Raw genomic sequence first — 17,291 nt, forward strand, 5'->3', positions numbered from 1 at the left:
TGAAAATTAGACGTATTGCATTTTAATATAGCCTATCCACACTAAGTTTCAAGCAGCATTGAAAGCTTGACCTGTAGGCTTTTTCTATTATGGACATAGGCATTTTTTCAGTTAACTCTCATCTTGTATTGTCTGTATCAATTAATAATGAGCAGATTTATTGATGACAGCATTAAGCTTAACTTTGTAGTGAGGCTGACTTTTGAGCCGATTATATTAACGTTATGGCCAATCTAGTTTTGCTAATTTAGTGTTAGTTTACGTTAAAAACTCATGCGCTAAAGATCTTGGTTTAGGACTTTTCGGCTAGATCATTCACCACCAAATCGAGTAATTGCATTAGCTGATTTGCTTGCATGCTGTCGATACTATTGAACTTACAGCTTATTTCATTAGGAATGTTTACCGCCTTTATTTTCAAGGCCTGGCCATCTTGCGTTAGTTCAACAAGACGCTTGCGCTTGTCGTGCTGGTCTTTAATTATTTCTAACAAGCCTTTGTCAGCCATTTTCTTTAAAATTTGTGTCATCGCACCACCATCAATCACGGTTTTTTCTACCAGCGCTGCAATGGTTATTTTGTCTTGTTCCCACAATGCCATCATAACCACATATTGTGGGTAGGTAATATTAAGCTTCATTAGTGGTTCACGATAAGCACGAACAATGCTGTTTGAGGCCATATATAAACGATGACACAGCTGATTTTTGAGCGTTAATTGTTCAAATGACATAAGTTGCTCCTTGAAGTGATATTTTAGGTGATATTTTAGGTGATATTTTAATTTGCACACAAAGTATTTGCAATCAGTATTTGTTTGATATATTATTTTGCACACAAACTAAATTTAAATTATTATCACTTGGAGTTAACTATGAACGTATTAGAAAATATTGCTTACACAGCAAAAGCAACTGCAACCGGTGGTCGTGAAGGTATAGCAAAATCTGACGATGGCCGTTTAGAGCTTGCATTATCTACGCCTAAAGGTTTAGGTGGTGATGACGGACAAGGTACAAACCCTGAGCAATTATTTGCTGCAGGCTATGCAGCTTGTTTTATTGGCGCACTTAAATTTGTCGCGGGTGAAGAAAAAACCAGTTTACCAAACGAAACTTATATTAATTCAGAAGTGTCTATTGGTGCTATTGACGGTGGTTTTGGTATCGGGGTTAAGCTAGCAATATCATTAGGCGATATGGATAAAGCACAAGCACAAATCATGGTAGATAAAGCGCATCAAGTATGTCCTTATTCAAATGCGACTCGTGGCAATATTGCAGTGGAACTTTCAATTATTTAATATGCCACATAAGTTGATATAAAAGCGCGCATTGCCAACAGCAAGAGCGTGCTTTTTTGTGCCTGTAATAGAATAGCTTAATCAAGCTATTCTATTATTTTAAACTAAACAGCGCTCATGTAGCCGTCTTATGCAAAGAAATGCTGTTATGGGATATTTAAGGTTAAGTTGCCATTTTCATATGATATTTACCGGCTAACGGCCTTTTCATTTTACAACACCACAGGCTTAATATTGACAAAACTCATGGTGCTGCCATTTTTATTTGCGGCTTGTTCACGGACAAATAAAAGCAGGGTTTTTCCGAAGTTGGCGAGCAAAGCAGCCATACTTAGCAGCTTGCTTGGCTGGTTTGCTCAAATTTGAGTAGTCGTCTTGAGATAATATCAATGGCTACATTAAGCAGGGCTGTACAGATGATAAGAATGAGTGCATTACTATAGCGTATTTCACTGAAATTACTGTCGATATAAAACCCCAAAGTCATAATGCCTAAAATACCAAACACGGCGGTTTCTCGCACTATGATCTCAAAGCGATAAAACATCAAAGCCATCATACTGGGATAGATAGTTGGCATGATGTGGTAGTTAAATTGATTTAGCTTACTTATCTGCATTTCTTGGGGCGCAATAGCGTTACTTTGTTTTACCACCAAATAAGCGATAACACAGCCATTATGTATCGCTAAAGCAATAATAGCAGGTAACATTGATGGGCCAAGCAGCATTAAAAAGATAAAGGCTAAGATATATTCAGGCACTGAACGACCCATTAATAAGCTGAATCGGCCGAGCCATGTTAGCGGGGCAGGCCATAGGTGCTTACTTGCCATCATATGGGCGCTTAAGCTAATAAAGTGAGTAGCTGCCAAGGCCAGTAGCGCCAAGGTAATGGTGGCTATTGCCCCAGGAATAGCTTGCTCTGACAACAAAGCGCTAAACCAAGCGGTGAGTGATGACCATTGTACCTCAGCCAATGTCGCCGCGTTTGCTATGGCGGGAGGTAAAATATCATGGGTTATAAAACGCACCAGTAAGCTGCTATCGATGTGAGGAATATCTATCAGTGTCACACAGGCAATGACCAGATAAACTCCGAGTAACTTAGGTGGGCACCAGTAACGAATGGTGCCAATAAGAGCAATAAATATCATTAATAACGCGGCCCCCTCGCTATAGTTTCCCTGTCTAAAAGCCGTTTCCATGTAAAAACCTAGCGTGGGCATACCGATAAAGCCGAGTACGGCGCTACTGCGCAGGGCACATTCAAAACGGTAGCGCGTGTAGCTCATCAGTTGCGGCATAACTTGGGCGATTTTACCATATGTGAAACGGCTAATAATATCGGCACGGCTATCAATACTTTCTAAAGGGCTATCTGACGATTGATTGATGATATCGTGAAACACGCGGGCAAAAGTGGCGGCAAATGGGATACTAATGGCCAAAATTCCGGTCAGGGGAGACAGCCCAAAAACTTGTAAAAATAGCAGTGCCCAAAAAATTTCATGAATGGCCCGCAAAAAAGCACAGCAGCTGGATATTAACGGGTGTTGGTATATTAGTGCGAGGGGAGCACCCAGTACTAAGCCTAAACAGACGCCGATAATGGCAAAGTTAACGGTTTGCATAATGGCTTGTAATAAGTATTCAGTGGCGAAAAAATCAGGGGTGACTAACCCATTTGCCATACGAGTTAACTCGAGGAAAGGGTCAAAATTAACAATTTCTATATCAGCAAAAGGCAGAGTAATCAGGGCAATAAACCAAATTGATAACGTGACTTTCTGCCAATAGCCTAAAGCATATTGTAGGTTTTTCAATGATGGTATTGGTTGCAGCTGCTTGGGTTGCGACATAAAAGCAGCTTACGCGATTGCGCTAGTTTGATAGAGCGCCGTGATTTGCTCTTGGTCGATACTCTGCTGTTGGCTATCGAGTATCAAGCGACCTTTATCTAACGCGATAACACGGTCAAAAGCGCTCATGGCTAAGGCTCTGTCATGAATCACCATAATGACACTGTTGTGCTGCGCTAATACGGTGTTGAGTAGTCTTGATGTCATTAAGGGATCTAGCGCTGAGAAGGGTTCATCGCCAATAAAAACATCTTGTTGTTGATACAAAGCTCTGGCTAAGGCGACTCGTTGTCTTTGCCCACCCGAGAGTTGATCCACTTTCTTTGTTAAGGGTTGGTCTAATTCTAACTGCTGACACAGTGCTGCAATATCGTATAAATCTTGCTTGAAAGGTCTAATTAAATTGACCAAGTTGTATAACCAGTGGTGTCGAGCTAAAGCACCCATAAATATATTGTGATAGATGCTGAGATTATCCACTAAGCCCTGGCGCTGTGAACACAGGGCCGCACGGGTTGTTAACGCTTGATAAATATGGTGTAGCAGACTAGATTTTCCCGCACCAGAGGGACCGATAATCGCAACTTTTTCACCTTCATTGATGGTCAGGCTCAGATCAAAAATAACCTGAGTAGAGCGCTTTTTTTGACCGGTTTTTTTACGGGAATTAGCGCCAGCAGTTTTGTCATAATGAAGGTTTAGGTTGGCAAGGTTGAGCATTAATCGATAAGCCCTATTTGTTTAGCTACGTCTTCCACAGGTTGAAAATCTTTGTTTTCAGCTTTAACAAAAGCAGAACGTGGAAAACTTTTTAAAAGCTCAGGACTATTCATATTAAGCAATGCGGCTTGCACTTTGTCAGCAAAGCCGGTGCCAAAATTGGCTTCAACATCAGCGCGTATTGTCCATTGGTAATCAGGGTAGGTGGGGCTCTGCCAAATAACATTGACTTTATTAGTGTCTACTTTACCGGCGGCGAGGGCACTTTCCCACACTTTATAATTTACCGCACCCACTTGGTAAGTACCTGATTGAACTTGCACAATAGTACGGTTATGGTCGCCCGAAAATCCCACCCGTTTAAAGGCTTGTTGTGGTTTTTGCTTTAAGTGCTGCTCGATATAATATTGCGGCATCAAGCGACCTGAGGTTGAACCTTTTGAGCCAAAGGTAAAGGTTTTGTCGGTGATATCAGGAAAACGCTCACTCAGTGCTAAGCCTGTGCTGTAGTGGGCAATAAAGTAGCTTTTAAAAAACTGATCTTCATAACCTTGTGCAATCGCTTGTGAGCCTGGCACTAATCGTCTGGCTTGTACCCCAGATAAACCACCAAACCAAGCAAGCTGCACCTGATTATTTCTAAAGGCGGTTACCGCGGCTGAGTAAGACTTAACGGGCACATATTTTACCTCAACGCCAAGTTGCTTGGATAAGTAGAGGGCAACCTGCTCAAAGCGGGTTCTCAGCTGAGACTCATCTGCATCGGGAATAGCGGTAAAAGTAAAGGTGTCCGCACTTGCGTTGGCACCTACAAAAAGGCTTAGGGTTAAGGCACACAGTGCGAATAATTTGGTCAGTGTTTTCATAATATCTCTGTTAATTAGGGTCTCATTAATATTTTTATGTCATAACGTTGGGCGTGTTAAGTCGCGCATTATCTCTTAAAAATAATAATTAACACACTATTTAGCGATAATAATGCCTGTTAATGATAAGGCGAAGGGTTTCATTACACTTAGATTAAAATAATAAGTACATAATTTGAATAAGTTAAAAAGGGGGGGGGAACTGGAGATATACCCATCATTTTTCTGGCACAAATTCATTAATGAAAGAATTAACACAGACACCCACCTTTAATTACCCCTCACCCTGGCGATGCTAATTATAGGCAACCAATAGGTTACTGTTTAGGCTCTGGTCATAGTAACACTGAATTTGATTATATTGGGTTGGTGTTACGGAGAGTGTTGCTAAAAATATTGGTTTTTATAAGTTCTTATTAATGGTCAATAATCGCTAACTGGCTAGTTATGTAAGATTTTATTGGTTTTCAGGCACAAAAAAAGACGCTACAAGGCGTCTTAAATCGTTAAAATGGTGGCCCCTCCCTGACTTGAACAGGGGACCTGCCGATTATGAGTCGGACGCTCTAACCAACTGAGCTAAGGGGCCATAATTCTACTTTGCTTTGATAAGCGCTAAAGGTTCATCGAAAGCGGCGAGCAGTATAAGCATTTTTTATTTTGTTGTCACCCTTATAAAGTTAAAAATTTGATAAATAAGTCTAATAGTTCAATAGTTGAGCGATTTGCTGTTTCGGTAATCACTCGATGGAATTTATTGGTTACTTTATAGTAAACAGTTTAATTAATGAGAGCCTACAAATGCTGGATATAATAAACTTTTGCGTTTTTTGTAATCCACTTAAGCTAGTTATTACTCTAAAATATGTGATCGACAATATGATTTACATTGTTCTACTCATTAACATCTATGTAAGCATCAATGACAGGTCTTATATGTTTAAGAGATACTATTATGATGGTTTGCTAGCTACTAGCATCACTAAGGCAACAGCGCGCAAATAGAATGTAAACTAGCGTCTCGGGTTTACAGTAAATACTAGGTAAAAAAAATCCAGCTATTAGCTGGATTTTATGTTTATATATTTCGAGGAGAAATATTACTCACCGTCTAAGAAACTTTTCAATTGCTCAGAACGTGAAGGATGGCGCAATTTGCGTAATGCTTTTGCTTCAATTTGACGAATACGTTCACGTGTTACATCAAACTGCTTACCCACTTCTTCTAAAGTATGATCAGTGTTCATGTCGATACCAAAGCGCATTCTTAACACTTTTGCTTCACGAGCCGTTAGGCCCGCTAGTACTTCATGTGTCGCATGCTTTAAGTTTTCAGCCGTGGCAGAATCAACAGGTAATTCACCGCTACCGTCTTCAATAAAGTCACCTAAGTGAGAATCTTCATCATCACCAATCGGTGTTTCCATTGAAATAGGTTCTTTAGCGATTTTTAACACTTTACGAATTTTATCTTCCGGCATAATCATGCGTTCAGCTAATTCTTCAGGTGTTGGTTCGCGACCCATTTCTTGTAACATTTGACGTGAAATACGGTTAAGTTTATTAATCGTTTCAATCATGTGCACTGGAATACGAATAGTACGCGCCTGATCGGCAATTGAACGAGTAATCGCTTGGCGTATCCACCACGTAGCATAAGTTGAGAACTTATAACCACGACGATATTCAAACTTATCAACTGCTTTCATTAAACCAATGTTACCTTCTTGAATTAAATCCAAGAATTGTAAGCCACGGTTAGTGTATTTTTTCGCAATTGAGATAACTAAACGTAAGTTAGCTTCGACCATTTCTTTTTTCGCACGACGAGCTTTCGCTTCGCCGATCGACATACGACGGTTAATGTCTTTAATGCCGTGAACATTGAGATAAGTCTCTTCTTCTAGCATGTTCAGTTTGTATATGCAGCGTTCAACATCTAGTTCGATGTCAGCCATTCTCTTTGAGTGAGGTAGGCCCGCTGCTTTTTGTTCTTCAAACCAATTTTTTGAGGTTTCGTTACCCGGAAATATTTTGATGAAAGTAGTTTTTGGCATACCGGCACCAACCACACAGTGTTTCATGATTAAGCGTTCTTGAACACGTAAACGGTCCACAACACTGCGCATGTTTTTCACTAGGCGGTCAAATACTTTGGGTACGATTCTAAATTCTTTAAATACTTCAGCTAATGCATCAATTGCTGCTTGTGCATCAGTATGGCCTCGGCCTTTAGTTTTAATAACTTTGTTAGCAAGCTCGTAGGCTGTGCGCAAAGCAGTAAACTTTTCACGGGCTTCTTCAGGACAAGGGCCAGTATCTTCTTCTTCCTCATCGTCCTCATCAGATTTATCTTCGTTAGCTAACTCTTCTTTAGAAAGCTCTGATCCGATATGAGTTGCCGCGGCTGGAATTTCTTCGTCTTGGGCATCAGGGTCTAAAAATCCAACGATAATATCGCTTAGACGTACTTCTTCAGCTTCAAAATTATCCCATTGATCAAGCAAGTAATTAATTGCTGGCGGGTATTCAGAAACAGAACGTTGTACTTCTTTGATACCTTCTTCGATGCGTTTGGCGATAACAATTTCGCCTTTACGCGTCAGTAGCTCTACCGTACCCATTTCACGCATGTACATGCGAACGGGATCTGTAGTACGACCAATTTCACTTTCAACAGTCGCAAGCGCTTGCGCAGCAGCTTCAGCAGCATCTTCATCAGTATTCGCTTCACTCATCATTAACGTGTCGTTATCAGGAGCGTTTTCAAACACCTGAATACCCATGTCGTTAATCATTCGAATGATGTCTTCAACTTGATCTGAATCGATAATATCCTGAGGTAAATGATCGTTAACTTGTGCAAAAGTTAAATAACCTTGCTCTTTACCTTTTACTATTAACTCTTTAAGTCTAGATTGAGGGGCTTGATCCATTGACGAGTGTCCACCTATTTATGGCTATCAAAATTACAACAGTTAGCCGGAAATTATAGCGAAATAATTACTAAATTACCAGCGGTAAACTGCGCTTCTGTTTATTTTAAATATAACTTAAACGATATTATTCTATGCGCTTAGTAAACCGTGCAATTCTTGCTTTTCGGTTAAGGTTAAGCCGATACTACGTTCTTTTTCTAATAATTGCTCTGTGCGTTGTTCAATAAAAACATTTAAAAAGTTTTCAATTAAATCTAAAAACATGCTTTCAGCATTTTCTGCTTCAACATGATGTTCTAAACACAGCAGCTTTGTTAGTTGTTTTCCGGCTTCCTGGCCTCTAAAATGCTCAATTAATTGTGCACTATTTACCTTTGGGTTTTGCTTACACAATGCTAGTAACGTATTTAGCAAAGGTATACCTGGCATATTTAACTCATTTAAAATTGCCGAGTCTGGTAGTATCTCTACTATATGGGGATGCTCAAGTAGTAATGCAATAGCGAGTCTTACTGGGGTAATTTTAGGCCGCTTAGCTTTAGCTTTATTTTCAGCGACGTTAGCAAAGCTCTTATGTAATTTTTTTAGTTGCATTTCGTTACTTGCACCAAATTGATTTGCTAATTTAGTGACAATGGCGTCTTTAAGATTACTGTCAGGTAGTTTGGCTAAATAAGGCTGAAAAGCACTGACAGCAGCACCTTTTCCTTCGGGAGAGCTCATGTCGATTTGGTTTAGCAAATGCTCAAACAAAAATTGTGACAATGGCGTGGCATTATCTAATATGCTTTCAAAAGCCGCCTGGCCTTGCTCTCTGATCATCGAGTCAGGGTCTTCGCCATCAGGTAAAAAAACAAATTTGAGACTATAACCATCTTGAATTAACGGTAGGGCATTATCCAGAGCACGCCATGCGGCATCACGGCCAGCCCGGTCTCCATCGTAACAACAAATAACTTCTTTAACGGTGCGAAATAGGGTTTGTAGTTGTTCAGGCGTTGTTGCCGTACCTAGTGAGGCAACCGCATAGTCAACACCGTGTTGAGCAAGTGCAACTACATCCATATAGCCTTCAACCACCACTAAGCGTGTTAGTTGCTTAATGGCCTGTTTCGCTTCATAAAGGCCATATAACTCATGGCCTTTATGGTAAATTCGGGTTTCTGGCGAGTTGAGGTACTTGGGCGTACCATCACTTAATACCCGCCCGCCAAAGCCGATAACTCGGCCACGCTTATCGCGAATAGGAAATTGAATACGGCCTCTAAACCTGTCGTAAGGTTTGTTTTTATCGCCTTGAACGGCCATGCCTAAATCAACCAGCTGCTGATTTATTTGGCCGCTGCGGCCAAATACTTTCATCATGCCGTCCCAAGCATCACTGATATAACCTATACCAAAACGCTTAACTATTTCACCGCTTAAGCCTCGGCCTTTTAAATAGTCAATCGCGACATTTTTGTCAGTGGCCACTTTTAATTGCTGTTGAAAAAAACGGCTAATTTGCGCCATTAATTCATAGTCATCTTGTTTTTGACTGTAGGTTTTTTGATCTTGTTTTTGTTGTGCAGGTGAGCGCGTGTTTTGTTCGCGTGGCACGTCCATATTGTAATGGGAAGCCAATTCTTCTACTGCATCAGGAAACTCTAAACGGTCAAATTCCATCAAAAACGAAATGGCATTGCCATGTTCACCACAACCGAAGCAGTGATAAAATTGTTTATCTTGGCTAACACTAAAAGAGGGAGATTTTTCAGTATGAAAAGGGCAACAAGCCTGGTAATTTTTACCGGCTTTTTTTAATGGTACGCGAGAATCTATGAGTTCAACAATATCGGCTCGAGCCAATAAGTCATCAATAAATTGTCGAGGGATCATACCAGCCATAAACACTATTACATCCAGATAAAACTCTATTTTACACCAATAAGACTTGGAAAATAGTAGCTTCTTATATTCTAGTTAAAATAAAACCGCGAGGCCTAAGCTATCGCGGTTTATATTCAGCATGAACATTGAAGTTCAAAAGGAAGCTTAACTAACTGTTTAAAATTACTCTAACTTGGCCACTAACTGCGCCCATGTCAGCTTTACCTTGCATTAGCGGTTTTAATACCGCCATGACTTTACCCATATCAGCCATTGAGGCTGCACCGGTTTCGGCAATTGTTTCTGTAATCAGTTGGTTAATTTCATCTGCAGATAAGGGTTGCGGCAGAAAATATTCTATAGCGATAACTTCTTCAGCTTCTTTAGCTGCTAGTTCATCGCGACCACCTTCAGTAAACATTTTGATAGATTCTTTGCGCTGTTTAACCATTTTGGTTAACAAGGCAATGACATTTTCATCAGTTGCTTCTGTTTTGTGATCTATTTCTGCCAGCTTTATCGCAGAAAGTGCCATACGAATTACGCCAAGACGAAGTTTGTCTTTGGCACGCATGGCATTTTTCATTTCATCTTGCAGTTGACTAAGTAGACTCATAATTTAATTTACGCTTAAGTTAACTCAGTTGACTTAGGATTTACTAAGGTATCTTAGTACATGCGAACGCGACGAGCGTTCTCACGAGAAACTTTTTTAGCTGCGCGTTTTACTGCGGCTGCTTTCTTACGCTTACGTTCCCAAGTCGGCTTTTCATAAGACTCGCGACGGCGAACTTCTGAAAGGATACCTGCTTTTTCACATGAACGTTTAAAACGACGTAATGCAACGTCAAATGGTTCGTTTTCTCTTACTTTAATTACTGGCATGTACTATTTTACCTTAGTTAGGAATCTATATTAAATGGTGTCTGATTTCAGCTAAATAGCCTCATCTTCACCCACTCTATTAAAAATTGGTGACGTATTCTAATGCGAAGGCCATAGTAATGTAAAGTGGAATTAATTTTTTCACTGGATTTATTAGCTCAATAGCGGCCTGAACACACTAATACTAGTCGCTGTGTAAATAGCTGCTGTAATATTAACAAAATTGCTCACTCGGTTTCTTTGTCATAAATTTTAAAGGCTAAATGGGGGTTTTAAATTTTTTGGCTATCTTTATGCGCTATAAATTGAAAGTTGCCTAGGGCATAGGTAAAATCAGCAACCAAATAACGGCTGCACCTTATATACAAGTGAATAGTCGAATTCACTATTGATGCAACAGGGCTAGGTAAAGAAAAATTATGCGAATTTTAGGTATTGAAACCTCTTGTGATGAAACCGGTATTGCGATTTATGATGATGGGCAAGGCAATTTACCCGCGGGTATAGTTGCACATAAGTTATATAGTCAAATCGCCGTTCATGCTGATTATGGTGGGGTAGTGCCTGAGCTGGCATCACGTGATCATGTCCGCAAAACTATTCCCTTAATAAAAGAAGTCCTAGCTGAAGCTAATTTAACCCCTGCTGATTTAGACGGTGTTGCTTATACGGCTGGACCAGGCTTAGTGGGCGCCTTACTTGTTGGTTGTTCAATTGGTCGTAGTTTAGCTTACGGCTGGAACTTGCCTGCTGTGCCCGTGCACCATATGGAAGGACATTTACTAGCGCCAATGCTAGAAGAGAATGTACCTGACTTTCCCTTCGTCGCTTTATTAGTGTCTGGTGGCCATACCATGTTGGTGCGTGTTGATGGTATCGGTCATTATGAATTATTAGGTGAATCTGTTGATGATGCCGCAGGTGAAGCTTTTGATAAAACAGCTAAATTACTAGGGCTTGATTACCCTGGCGGACCCGTATTAGCGAAAATGGCGGAAAGTGGTCGAAAAGGTCGTTATAAATTTCCAAGACCTATGACAGATAAACCTGGGCTAAACTTTAGTTTCAGCGGTTTGAAAACCTCAGCCGCTGTTACCATTCGAAAAGAAGAAAAAGCAGAATTAACACCTGAGCAAAAAGCACAAATGCAAGCTGATATCGCTTATGCCTTTCAAGAAGCCGTTGTTGATACGCTAGCCATTAAATGTAAACGGGCATTAAAACAGTGCAATTTAAATCGTTTAGTTATTGCGGGTGGTGTTAGTGCCAATACGGCGTTAAGAGAAGAATTAGCAGAAATAACCAAAAAGTTAGGCGGGGAAGTTTTCTATCCTAGGCCTGAGTTTTGTACTGATAACGGCGCTATGATTGCTTACGCGGGTTTACAACGCCTAAAAGCTGGTGTTGATACCGACTTAACCTTTAAGGCAACGCCACGTTGGCCCTTAGACACCTTAGAGCCGATTTAAGCTTGTAGGTTTGCGATTTAAACCGGTAATAAAGGCTACTTCTTGGTAAAAGATATTTTGCTTTCTTTGCCCTGTAGTAGCCTAACTATATTGTCTTTATGTCTAAATATGATCAGCGCTGATAACATCAATACAGGGTAGACATAAATGGGCTTTAATAACCAAGTATACAATGGCGCTATTGATAGGGTAACAATGGCGGCCAAACTCGAATAGCGACTAACTTTAGCGACCAATAACCAGGTTAAAATAAGTAGCCCGCCTAAGTCCAAACCAATAGGTAGTAGCACACCAAATGCAGTAGCAACCGCTTTACCGCCCTTGAAATTAAAAAATATCGGATACATGTGGCCTAAACAAGCGGCGAGAGCAATCATACCGAGATACAAGGGTTCTAAGCCTAAGAAATAACCACCCCAAACCGGTAATATGCCTTTAAGTATGTCGAAAATCAGCACAGACACCGCAACAAATTTATTACTTATACGTAAGACATTTGTCGCACCTGGATTTTTTGAACCTGCTGAGCGGGGGTCTGGTAAGTGCAGTAATTTGCAAAGTAAAATGGCACTCGAAATTGAACCTACTAAGTAAGCCATAATCACCATTAAAAACGTTACAAGTAAACTACTGATACTAAGCTCCTTCTAAAACAGGTGTTAGCAAAGTTATAAAAAAATTTATTCTTTTTAGCTTTTTGACATTGTAGCGCGATGTTTACTAGTTTTTCTAGACCTGCACAGGTAAACTCGCCATTTATTTTCTAAAGTATGTTATGGCGATTGCGGGTTTTATCTCGATTTTTATCTCGATAATGCAATGGCTAAATACTGCCAAGCCATGTAAGGGTTTTAGTGTGGATAAAGTCTATATTGAAGGGTTAACCTTTCAAACAACCATCGGTTTCTTCCAGTGGGAAAAAGAAATAAAGCAAACACTTGTTGTTGATTTAGTGATGGGCTGGAATACGGCGCAAGCTGCAGAAAATGACGAATTAGCTAAAACACTTGATTACGCAACAATTTCTGAAGCAATTGTTGAGTTTGCCAACGCTAATCCGGTAGATTTAATTGAAACGCTTGCCGAGCGTATTGCTGGCTTTCTAATTGCTGAATATAAAATTCCTTGGCTGCGCCTAAAAGTAATGAAACCAACAGCGGTGCATAATGCGACTACGGTAGCTGTTGAAATAGAACGTGGCGAACCGTTGTCAGGCCAAGCATTGTAATGGCTGAAATTTATATTTCGCTAGGTAGTAACATAAATCGTCAACATTATATTGAACAAGGCTTGCATGCTTTAACTGATGTATTTGGCTCGCTTAGCTTATCTTCATTATTTGAAAGTGAGGCTGTCGGCTTTGCCGGTAAAGCTTTTTACAATATGGTGGCTAGAGCAAGTACTGAGCTTACTTTGGCTGAAGTGGCGGCAATACTGCGCGAAATAGAGTTTGCGCACGGTAGAAACCAAGATGCCAAAAAATTTAGTCCGCGAACATTAGATTTAGATTTATTACTTTATGATGACATTATTGCTGATTCTCCAGCGCAAATACCGCGTGATGAAATTAGCAAAAATGCTTTTGTATTATGCCCGTTAGCTGAAGTTGCAGGGCATTTGGTCCACCCGATTATTGGCCAGTGCTATGACGAGTTATGGCAACAATATGATAAAAGCCAACAAAAGTTAAAAACAGTGACTTTTATTTGGCCAAAAAAATAAGAAAAAATAAGGAAATATAACCCCAATGAGCACAATTGAAGTTTTTATTTTAGCGTTAATTCAAGGTTTAACTGAATTTTTACCTATTTCTAGTTCAGCACATTTAATCTTACCCTCAGTAGTTTTCGGCTGGAAAGATCAAGGCTTAGCGTTCGACGTTGCTGTGCATGTTGGCAGTTTACTGGCAGTCGTGCTTTATTTTCGAAAAGAAGTGGGCTGCATGGCTGTGGCTTGGTTTGCCACTTTAAAAGGTGAGCGAAATAATTTTGATGGTAAATTAGCTTGGTGGATTATTTTTGCCACCATCCCCGCCGGTTTATTTGGTTTACTCGGTAAAGACTTTATTGAAGAGCATTTACGCAGTGCACTTGTTATTGCCGCCACCACACTATTATTTGGTTTTTTGCTTGGCTTTGCTGATATTAAAGCTAAACAAAATAAAAGCATTGAAAATTTAGGTTTTAAAGGTGCCATGTTAATCGGCTTGGCACAGGCTATCGCGTTAATACCGGGCACATCGCGTTCTGGTATTACCATGACTATCGGGCTGATGTTAGGGTTAAGCAGAGAAAATGCCGCGCGTTTTTCTTTTTTATTGTCGATTCCAGCCATTGCCATGGCGGGCAGTTATTTAACGTTGAAGTTAATTTTGGAAGCTGGCGCGGTAGATTGGTCAGCCATGGGCTTAGGCAGTGTGTTAGCGTTTGTTAGTGCTTATGCCTGTATTCACTACTTTCTTATTTTAGTGGGTAAGTTCGGTATGATGCCATTTGTGATTTATCGCTTAGTGCTTGGTGCTGGTCTGCTTTGGTTTGTTGCCGGATAATGGTTATAATATATTCAACTTATGAAAATGCACTTTAGCGCATTTTTCATATATACATGTATTTTTTAAATACCAAAAGGGTAGTTTGCTAGCGCTTTTGGTATTACTTTATCACTATCAGTCGTACTAATGCCCATTGTACTTTTTAATGTTGCTAATAAGTTTTAGCGATTAATATAGTGATAGATATTCAGCCAATAAAAAAGTGAGAAGTTTGATGGATTTGTCTCTAACTGAAGAACAAATAATGATTCAAGATATGGCCCGAAAATTTGCCAATAGTGAATTAGCACCTGTAGCCGCACAGCTTGATGAAACAAGAGATCAAAGTTTATTTTTAAAAAATTTAGCGCAACTCAATGCCCTCGGTTTTATGGGCCTAAATATTAAAGCTGAATATGGTGGCGTTGAAGCAGGTAGTGTTGCTTTTAGTTTGGCGATTACCGAATTAGCGCGCGCTTGTGCATCAACGGCGGTGACAACTTCAGTGACTAATATGGTCGCCGAAGTAATTCAAGCGGTAGGCAACGATGAACAAAAAAGTAAATACTTGCCAAAAATTTGCAGTGGTGAGTATCGTGCGGGTGGCTTTTGTTTAAGTGAAGCAGCGGCAGGCTCAGATCCCGCTGGGATGAAAACACAAGCCGTTAAAGACGGCGATGACTATCTTATTAGCGGTAGTAAAATTTATATTACCAGTGGCTCATTTGCTGATGTGTTTGTGGTTTGGGCCGTTACCGACCCAGCAGCAAAAAAAGGTAAGGGTATTTCGTGCTTTATTGTTGAAGCCGGTACTGCTGGTATGACCATAGGTAAATCGGAAGAAAAAATGGGTCAAAAAGCGTCACCAACCAATGAAGTGCATTTTGACCGTTGTCGTGTGCCAGCATCAGCCATGATGGGCGCTGAAAATAAAGGCTTTGGTGTTGCGGTTGGTGAGTTGGCTGGTGGTCGTATCGGTATCGGGTCATTAGCCTTAGGTATTGGCCTTGCTGCACTTGATTATGCTAAAGCTCATATTGTTGAACGTAAACAGTTTGGTCAATCACTGTCAAACTTTCAAGGCTTACAGTGGACGTTAGCAGAACGTTATACCGAGATGGAAGCTGCGCGATTACTCTTAATGCAAGCAGCTTATACTAAAGATCAAGGTCAACCCTTTGGTATGGCAGCTTCAATGGCTAAGTTGTTTGCCGCTGAAAAGGCTAATAAAGCATGTTATGACGCCTTACAGCTTATGGGTGGAGCCGGTTATATTAGAGAATATCCACTGGAGCGTATGGCGCGCGATGTGCGTGTAACATCAATCTATGAAGGCACCAGTGAAATTCAAAAAGTGATCATTGCTCGAGCATTATTGCAAAAAGTCTAAGTGTTTACATCAGTGATTTAAAACGGAGATGAGCTTTGCTGATGTCCGTTTTTTTATGTTTATTTTATAGGTGAATAGACAGACTAGATCAGGATGTGCAAAGCAAAGCTGACGCTATTTAACGGTTGGTATTATAGCGGGTGCAGCAGTATAAATAATCTCATATAGAAGCCTTAAAGCTTAGCCGTTAAAGGCTTAGGGTTCTAAGGTTAGTGTTTTAAGATTTAGTGTCTAACATTTAGTCTCTAACATTTTGACCCTGTAACGCATGTTCTGAGCTAAAAGTTGTGTTATCAGGCTGTAATCCTCAATTGTCTTGTTTTTGACTTTGACTTGCGCTTTGTTGAGTCGTTATAAATATTTAGCCCAGTTGCTTGTATCTTTAATGCTTTGCCCCAATTTAAAAACATATATCTTTATTATTGGAACGGCATTGATGACAAATTCTCTTGCGATCAACTTAGAAAACTTTCAACAAGTTATTATTGAAGAATCAAAAACTAAACTGGTATTGGTCAGTTTTTGGGCTCAGCAAATTCCAGAAAGTGTTGCATTACGCGACAAGTTGACGATGGCATTAGCTAATTGTAGCGACACGCTCTTGTTTACCACAGTCGATTGCGAAAGCCAGGGACAAATTGCTCAGCAGTTTGGTATTCAAAGCTTACCAACAGTAATTTTAGTACAAGATGGTCAGCCACTTGACGGGCTAACTGGACCTCAAACAGATGCAACAATTAATGAGTTCTTGGATAAATATTTACCGAAACAGCAAGATGTTTTATTAGCCGAGGCGAAAACACTATTAGCAGAAAATAAAGTGTCGGAAGCATTTCCTATTATCACTCAAGCCTATCAGCTTGATAATGAACGTGCTGATATTAAGTTAGTACTATCAGATGTTTATATTCAAACCGGTAAGGTTACTGAAGCAGAGGCACTACTCAAAAGTATTAAAATGATCGATCAAGACAGTGCTTATCAATCATTAATGGCAAAATTAGAATTAGCGACGCAAGCCGCAGACTCTCCTGAAATTCAAGCACTTGAACAACAGTTAGCCAATGATGCTGATAATGTCCAATTACAACAAAAATTGGCGGCGCAATATAGCCAAGTTAATCGCCATGACGATGCACTGATGATGCTGTTTTTGTTAGTGCAAAAAGATGGTGCCGACATCGCTAGTAAAGATTTACTGCTTGATGTGCTTAAATCGTTACCTGAGGGTGACGCATTGGCGAGTAAATATAGACGTAAGCTTTATACCTTGATGTATTAAGTCGTTAGCTTAATCAGGCGCGGATTCAAAACTAAGTTAGCCTAACTTATACTGGATTTTACTCAACGCATAGCAAGTAAATTGTTATGCGTTTTTTATCAGCAAATTTTTATTATTTGTCAGACAAGGCGAGTTAAATTACTTGATGTTATATTGCTACATTGATTAATACCAATC

At 40.0% G+C, this 17,291-nt stretch carries 16 protein-coding genes and 1 tRNA gene; 7 read left to right on the forward strand and 10 right to left on the reverse strand.

The features are described from left to right. Positions 1–292: 292 nt before the first annotated feature. A complete protein-coding gene (locus H4J65_RS12830) occupies positions 293–733 on the reverse strand; it encodes a MarR family winged helix-turn-helix transcriptional regulator (RefSeq protein WP_182135994.1) in 441 nt (146 codons plus the stop codon). Positions 734–874: 141 nt separating this feature from the next. Here H4J65_RS12830 and H4J65_RS12835 point away from each other — a divergent pair, with 141 nt between their 5' ends. Next, positions 875–1,303: an organic hydroperoxide resistance protein gene (locus tag H4J65_RS12835; RefSeq protein WP_182198437.1), complete on the forward strand. Its 429-nt coding sequence runs from the start codon at positions 875–877 to the stop codon at positions 1,301–1,303. Positions 1,304–1,634: 331 nt separating this feature from the next. Here H4J65_RS12835 and H4J65_RS12840 read toward each other — a convergent pair whose 3' ends face one another. The 8 genes from H4J65_RS12840 to rpsU all read right to left on the reverse strand — a co-directional run bounded on the left by H4J65_RS12840 (position 1,635) and on the right by rpsU (position 10,443). Continuing rightward, on the reverse strand, positions 1,635–3,164 hold the full coding sequence (locus tag H4J65_RS12840; RefSeq protein WP_182198438.1) for an ABC transporter permease: 1,530 nt from the start codon (positions 3,162–3,164) through the stop codon (positions 1,635–1,637). Positions 3,165–3,173: 9 nt separating this feature from the next. Then, complete coding sequence (locus H4J65_RS12845) at positions 3,174–3,884, reverse strand: ATP-binding cassette domain-containing protein (RefSeq protein ID WP_182198439.1); 711 nt, start codon at positions 3,882–3,884, stop codon at positions 3,174–3,176. Then, positions 3,884–4,750, reverse strand: a complete 867-nt coding sequence (locus tag H4J65_RS12850) for a putative selenate ABC transporter substrate-binding protein (RefSeq protein ID WP_182198440.1) — start codon at positions 4,748–4,750, stop codon at positions 3,884–3,886. The genes H4J65_RS12845 and H4J65_RS12850 overlap by 1 nt, the downstream gene beginning before the upstream one ends. Positions 4,751–5,262: 512 nt before the next feature. Next, a tRNA-Ile gene (locus tag H4J65_RS12855) sits at positions 5,263–5,339 on the reverse strand. A 511-nt stretch (positions 5,340–5,850) separates the two neighbouring features. Further along, entirely contained in the window at positions 5,851–7,686 is a 1,836-nt protein-coding gene (gene rpoD, locus H4J65_RS12860; protein WP_182135589.1) for an RNA polymerase sigma factor RpoD, read from the reverse strand. Between the two features lie 132 nt (positions 7,687–7,818). Next, positions 7,819–9,576: a DNA primase gene (gene dnaG / locus H4J65_RS12865; protein WP_182183774.1), complete on the reverse strand. Its 1,758-nt coding sequence runs from the start codon at positions 9,574–9,576 to the stop codon at positions 7,819–7,821. 151 nt (positions 9,577–9,727) lie between these two features. Then, complete coding sequence (locus tag H4J65_RS12870; RefSeq protein ID WP_182135591.1) at positions 9,728–10,174, reverse strand: GatB/YqeY domain-containing protein; 447 nt, start codon at positions 10,172–10,174, stop codon at positions 9,728–9,730. Positions 10,175–10,227: 53 nt separating this feature from the next. Then, on the reverse strand, positions 10,228–10,443 hold the full coding sequence (rpsU, locus tag H4J65_RS12875) for a 30S ribosomal protein S21 (RefSeq protein WP_011045067.1): 216 nt from the start codon (positions 10,441–10,443) through the stop codon (positions 10,228–10,230). A gap of 419 nt (positions 10,444–10,862) precedes the next feature. Here rpsU and tsaD point away from each other — a divergent pair, with 419 nt between their 5' ends. Next, positions 10,863–11,912 carry a tRNA (adenosine(37)-N6)-threonylcarbamoyltransferase complex transferase subunit TsaD gene (gene tsaD / locus H4J65_RS12880; protein ID WP_182135592.1) on the forward strand — a complete coding sequence of 350 codons (1,050 nt, stop codon included), beginning with the start codon at positions 10,863–10,865 and terminating at the stop codon, positions 11,910–11,912. A 35-nt stretch (positions 11,913–11,947) separates the two neighbouring features. On the opposite strand, the gene plsY is transcribed toward tsaD, so the two are convergent. Further along, entirely contained in the window at positions 11,948–12,520 is a 573-nt protein-coding gene (gene plsY / locus H4J65_RS12885) for a glycerol-3-phosphate 1-O-acyltransferase PlsY (protein ID WP_182198441.1), read from the reverse strand. A gap of 248 nt (positions 12,521–12,768) precedes the next feature. Here plsY and folB point away from each other — a divergent pair, with 248 nt between their 5' ends. The 5 genes from folB (at position 12,769) to H4J65_RS12910 (ending at position 17,114) form a co-directional block, all read left to right on the forward strand. Continuing rightward, positions 12,769–13,140 carry a dihydroneopterin aldolase gene (gene folB / locus H4J65_RS12890; protein ID WP_182198442.1) on the forward strand — a complete coding sequence of 124 codons (372 nt, stop codon included), beginning with the start codon at positions 12,769–12,771 and terminating at the stop codon, positions 13,138–13,140. After that, positions 13,140–13,634, forward strand: coding sequence for a 2-amino-4-hydroxy-6-hydroxymethyldihydropteridine diphosphokinase (gene folK / locus H4J65_RS12895; RefSeq protein WP_182198443.1), 495 nt, complete (start codon positions 13,140–13,142; stop codon positions 13,632–13,634). The genes folB and folK overlap by 1 nt, the downstream gene beginning before the upstream one ends. A 25-nt stretch (positions 13,635–13,659) precedes the next feature. Beyond that, the gene (locus H4J65_RS12900) at positions 13,660–14,460 is read left to right on the forward strand and encodes an undecaprenyl-diphosphate phosphatase (RefSeq protein WP_182135596.1); all 801 of its coding nucleotides are present in this window, start codon (positions 13,660–13,662) and stop codon (positions 14,458–14,460) included. Between the two features lie 217 nt (positions 14,461–14,677). Beyond that, positions 14,678–15,832, forward strand: a complete 1,155-nt coding sequence (locus H4J65_RS12905) for an acyl-CoA dehydrogenase family protein (protein WP_182198444.1) — start codon at positions 14,678–14,680, stop codon at positions 15,830–15,832. A 436-nt stretch (positions 15,833–16,268) separates the two neighbouring features. Further along, on the forward strand, positions 16,269–17,114 hold the full coding sequence (locus tag H4J65_RS12910) for a tetratricopeptide repeat protein (protein ID WP_182198445.1): 846 nt from the start codon (positions 16,269–16,271) through the stop codon (positions 17,112–17,114). The last annotated feature ends 177 nt before the right edge of the window (positions 17,115–17,291 follow it).

Origin of the sequence: Colwellia sp. MB02u-9, from assembly GCF_014077085.1 — a bacterium.
Classification (GTDB): Bacteria; Pseudomonadota; Gammaproteobacteria; order Enterobacterales; family Alteromonadaceae; genus Cognaticolwellia.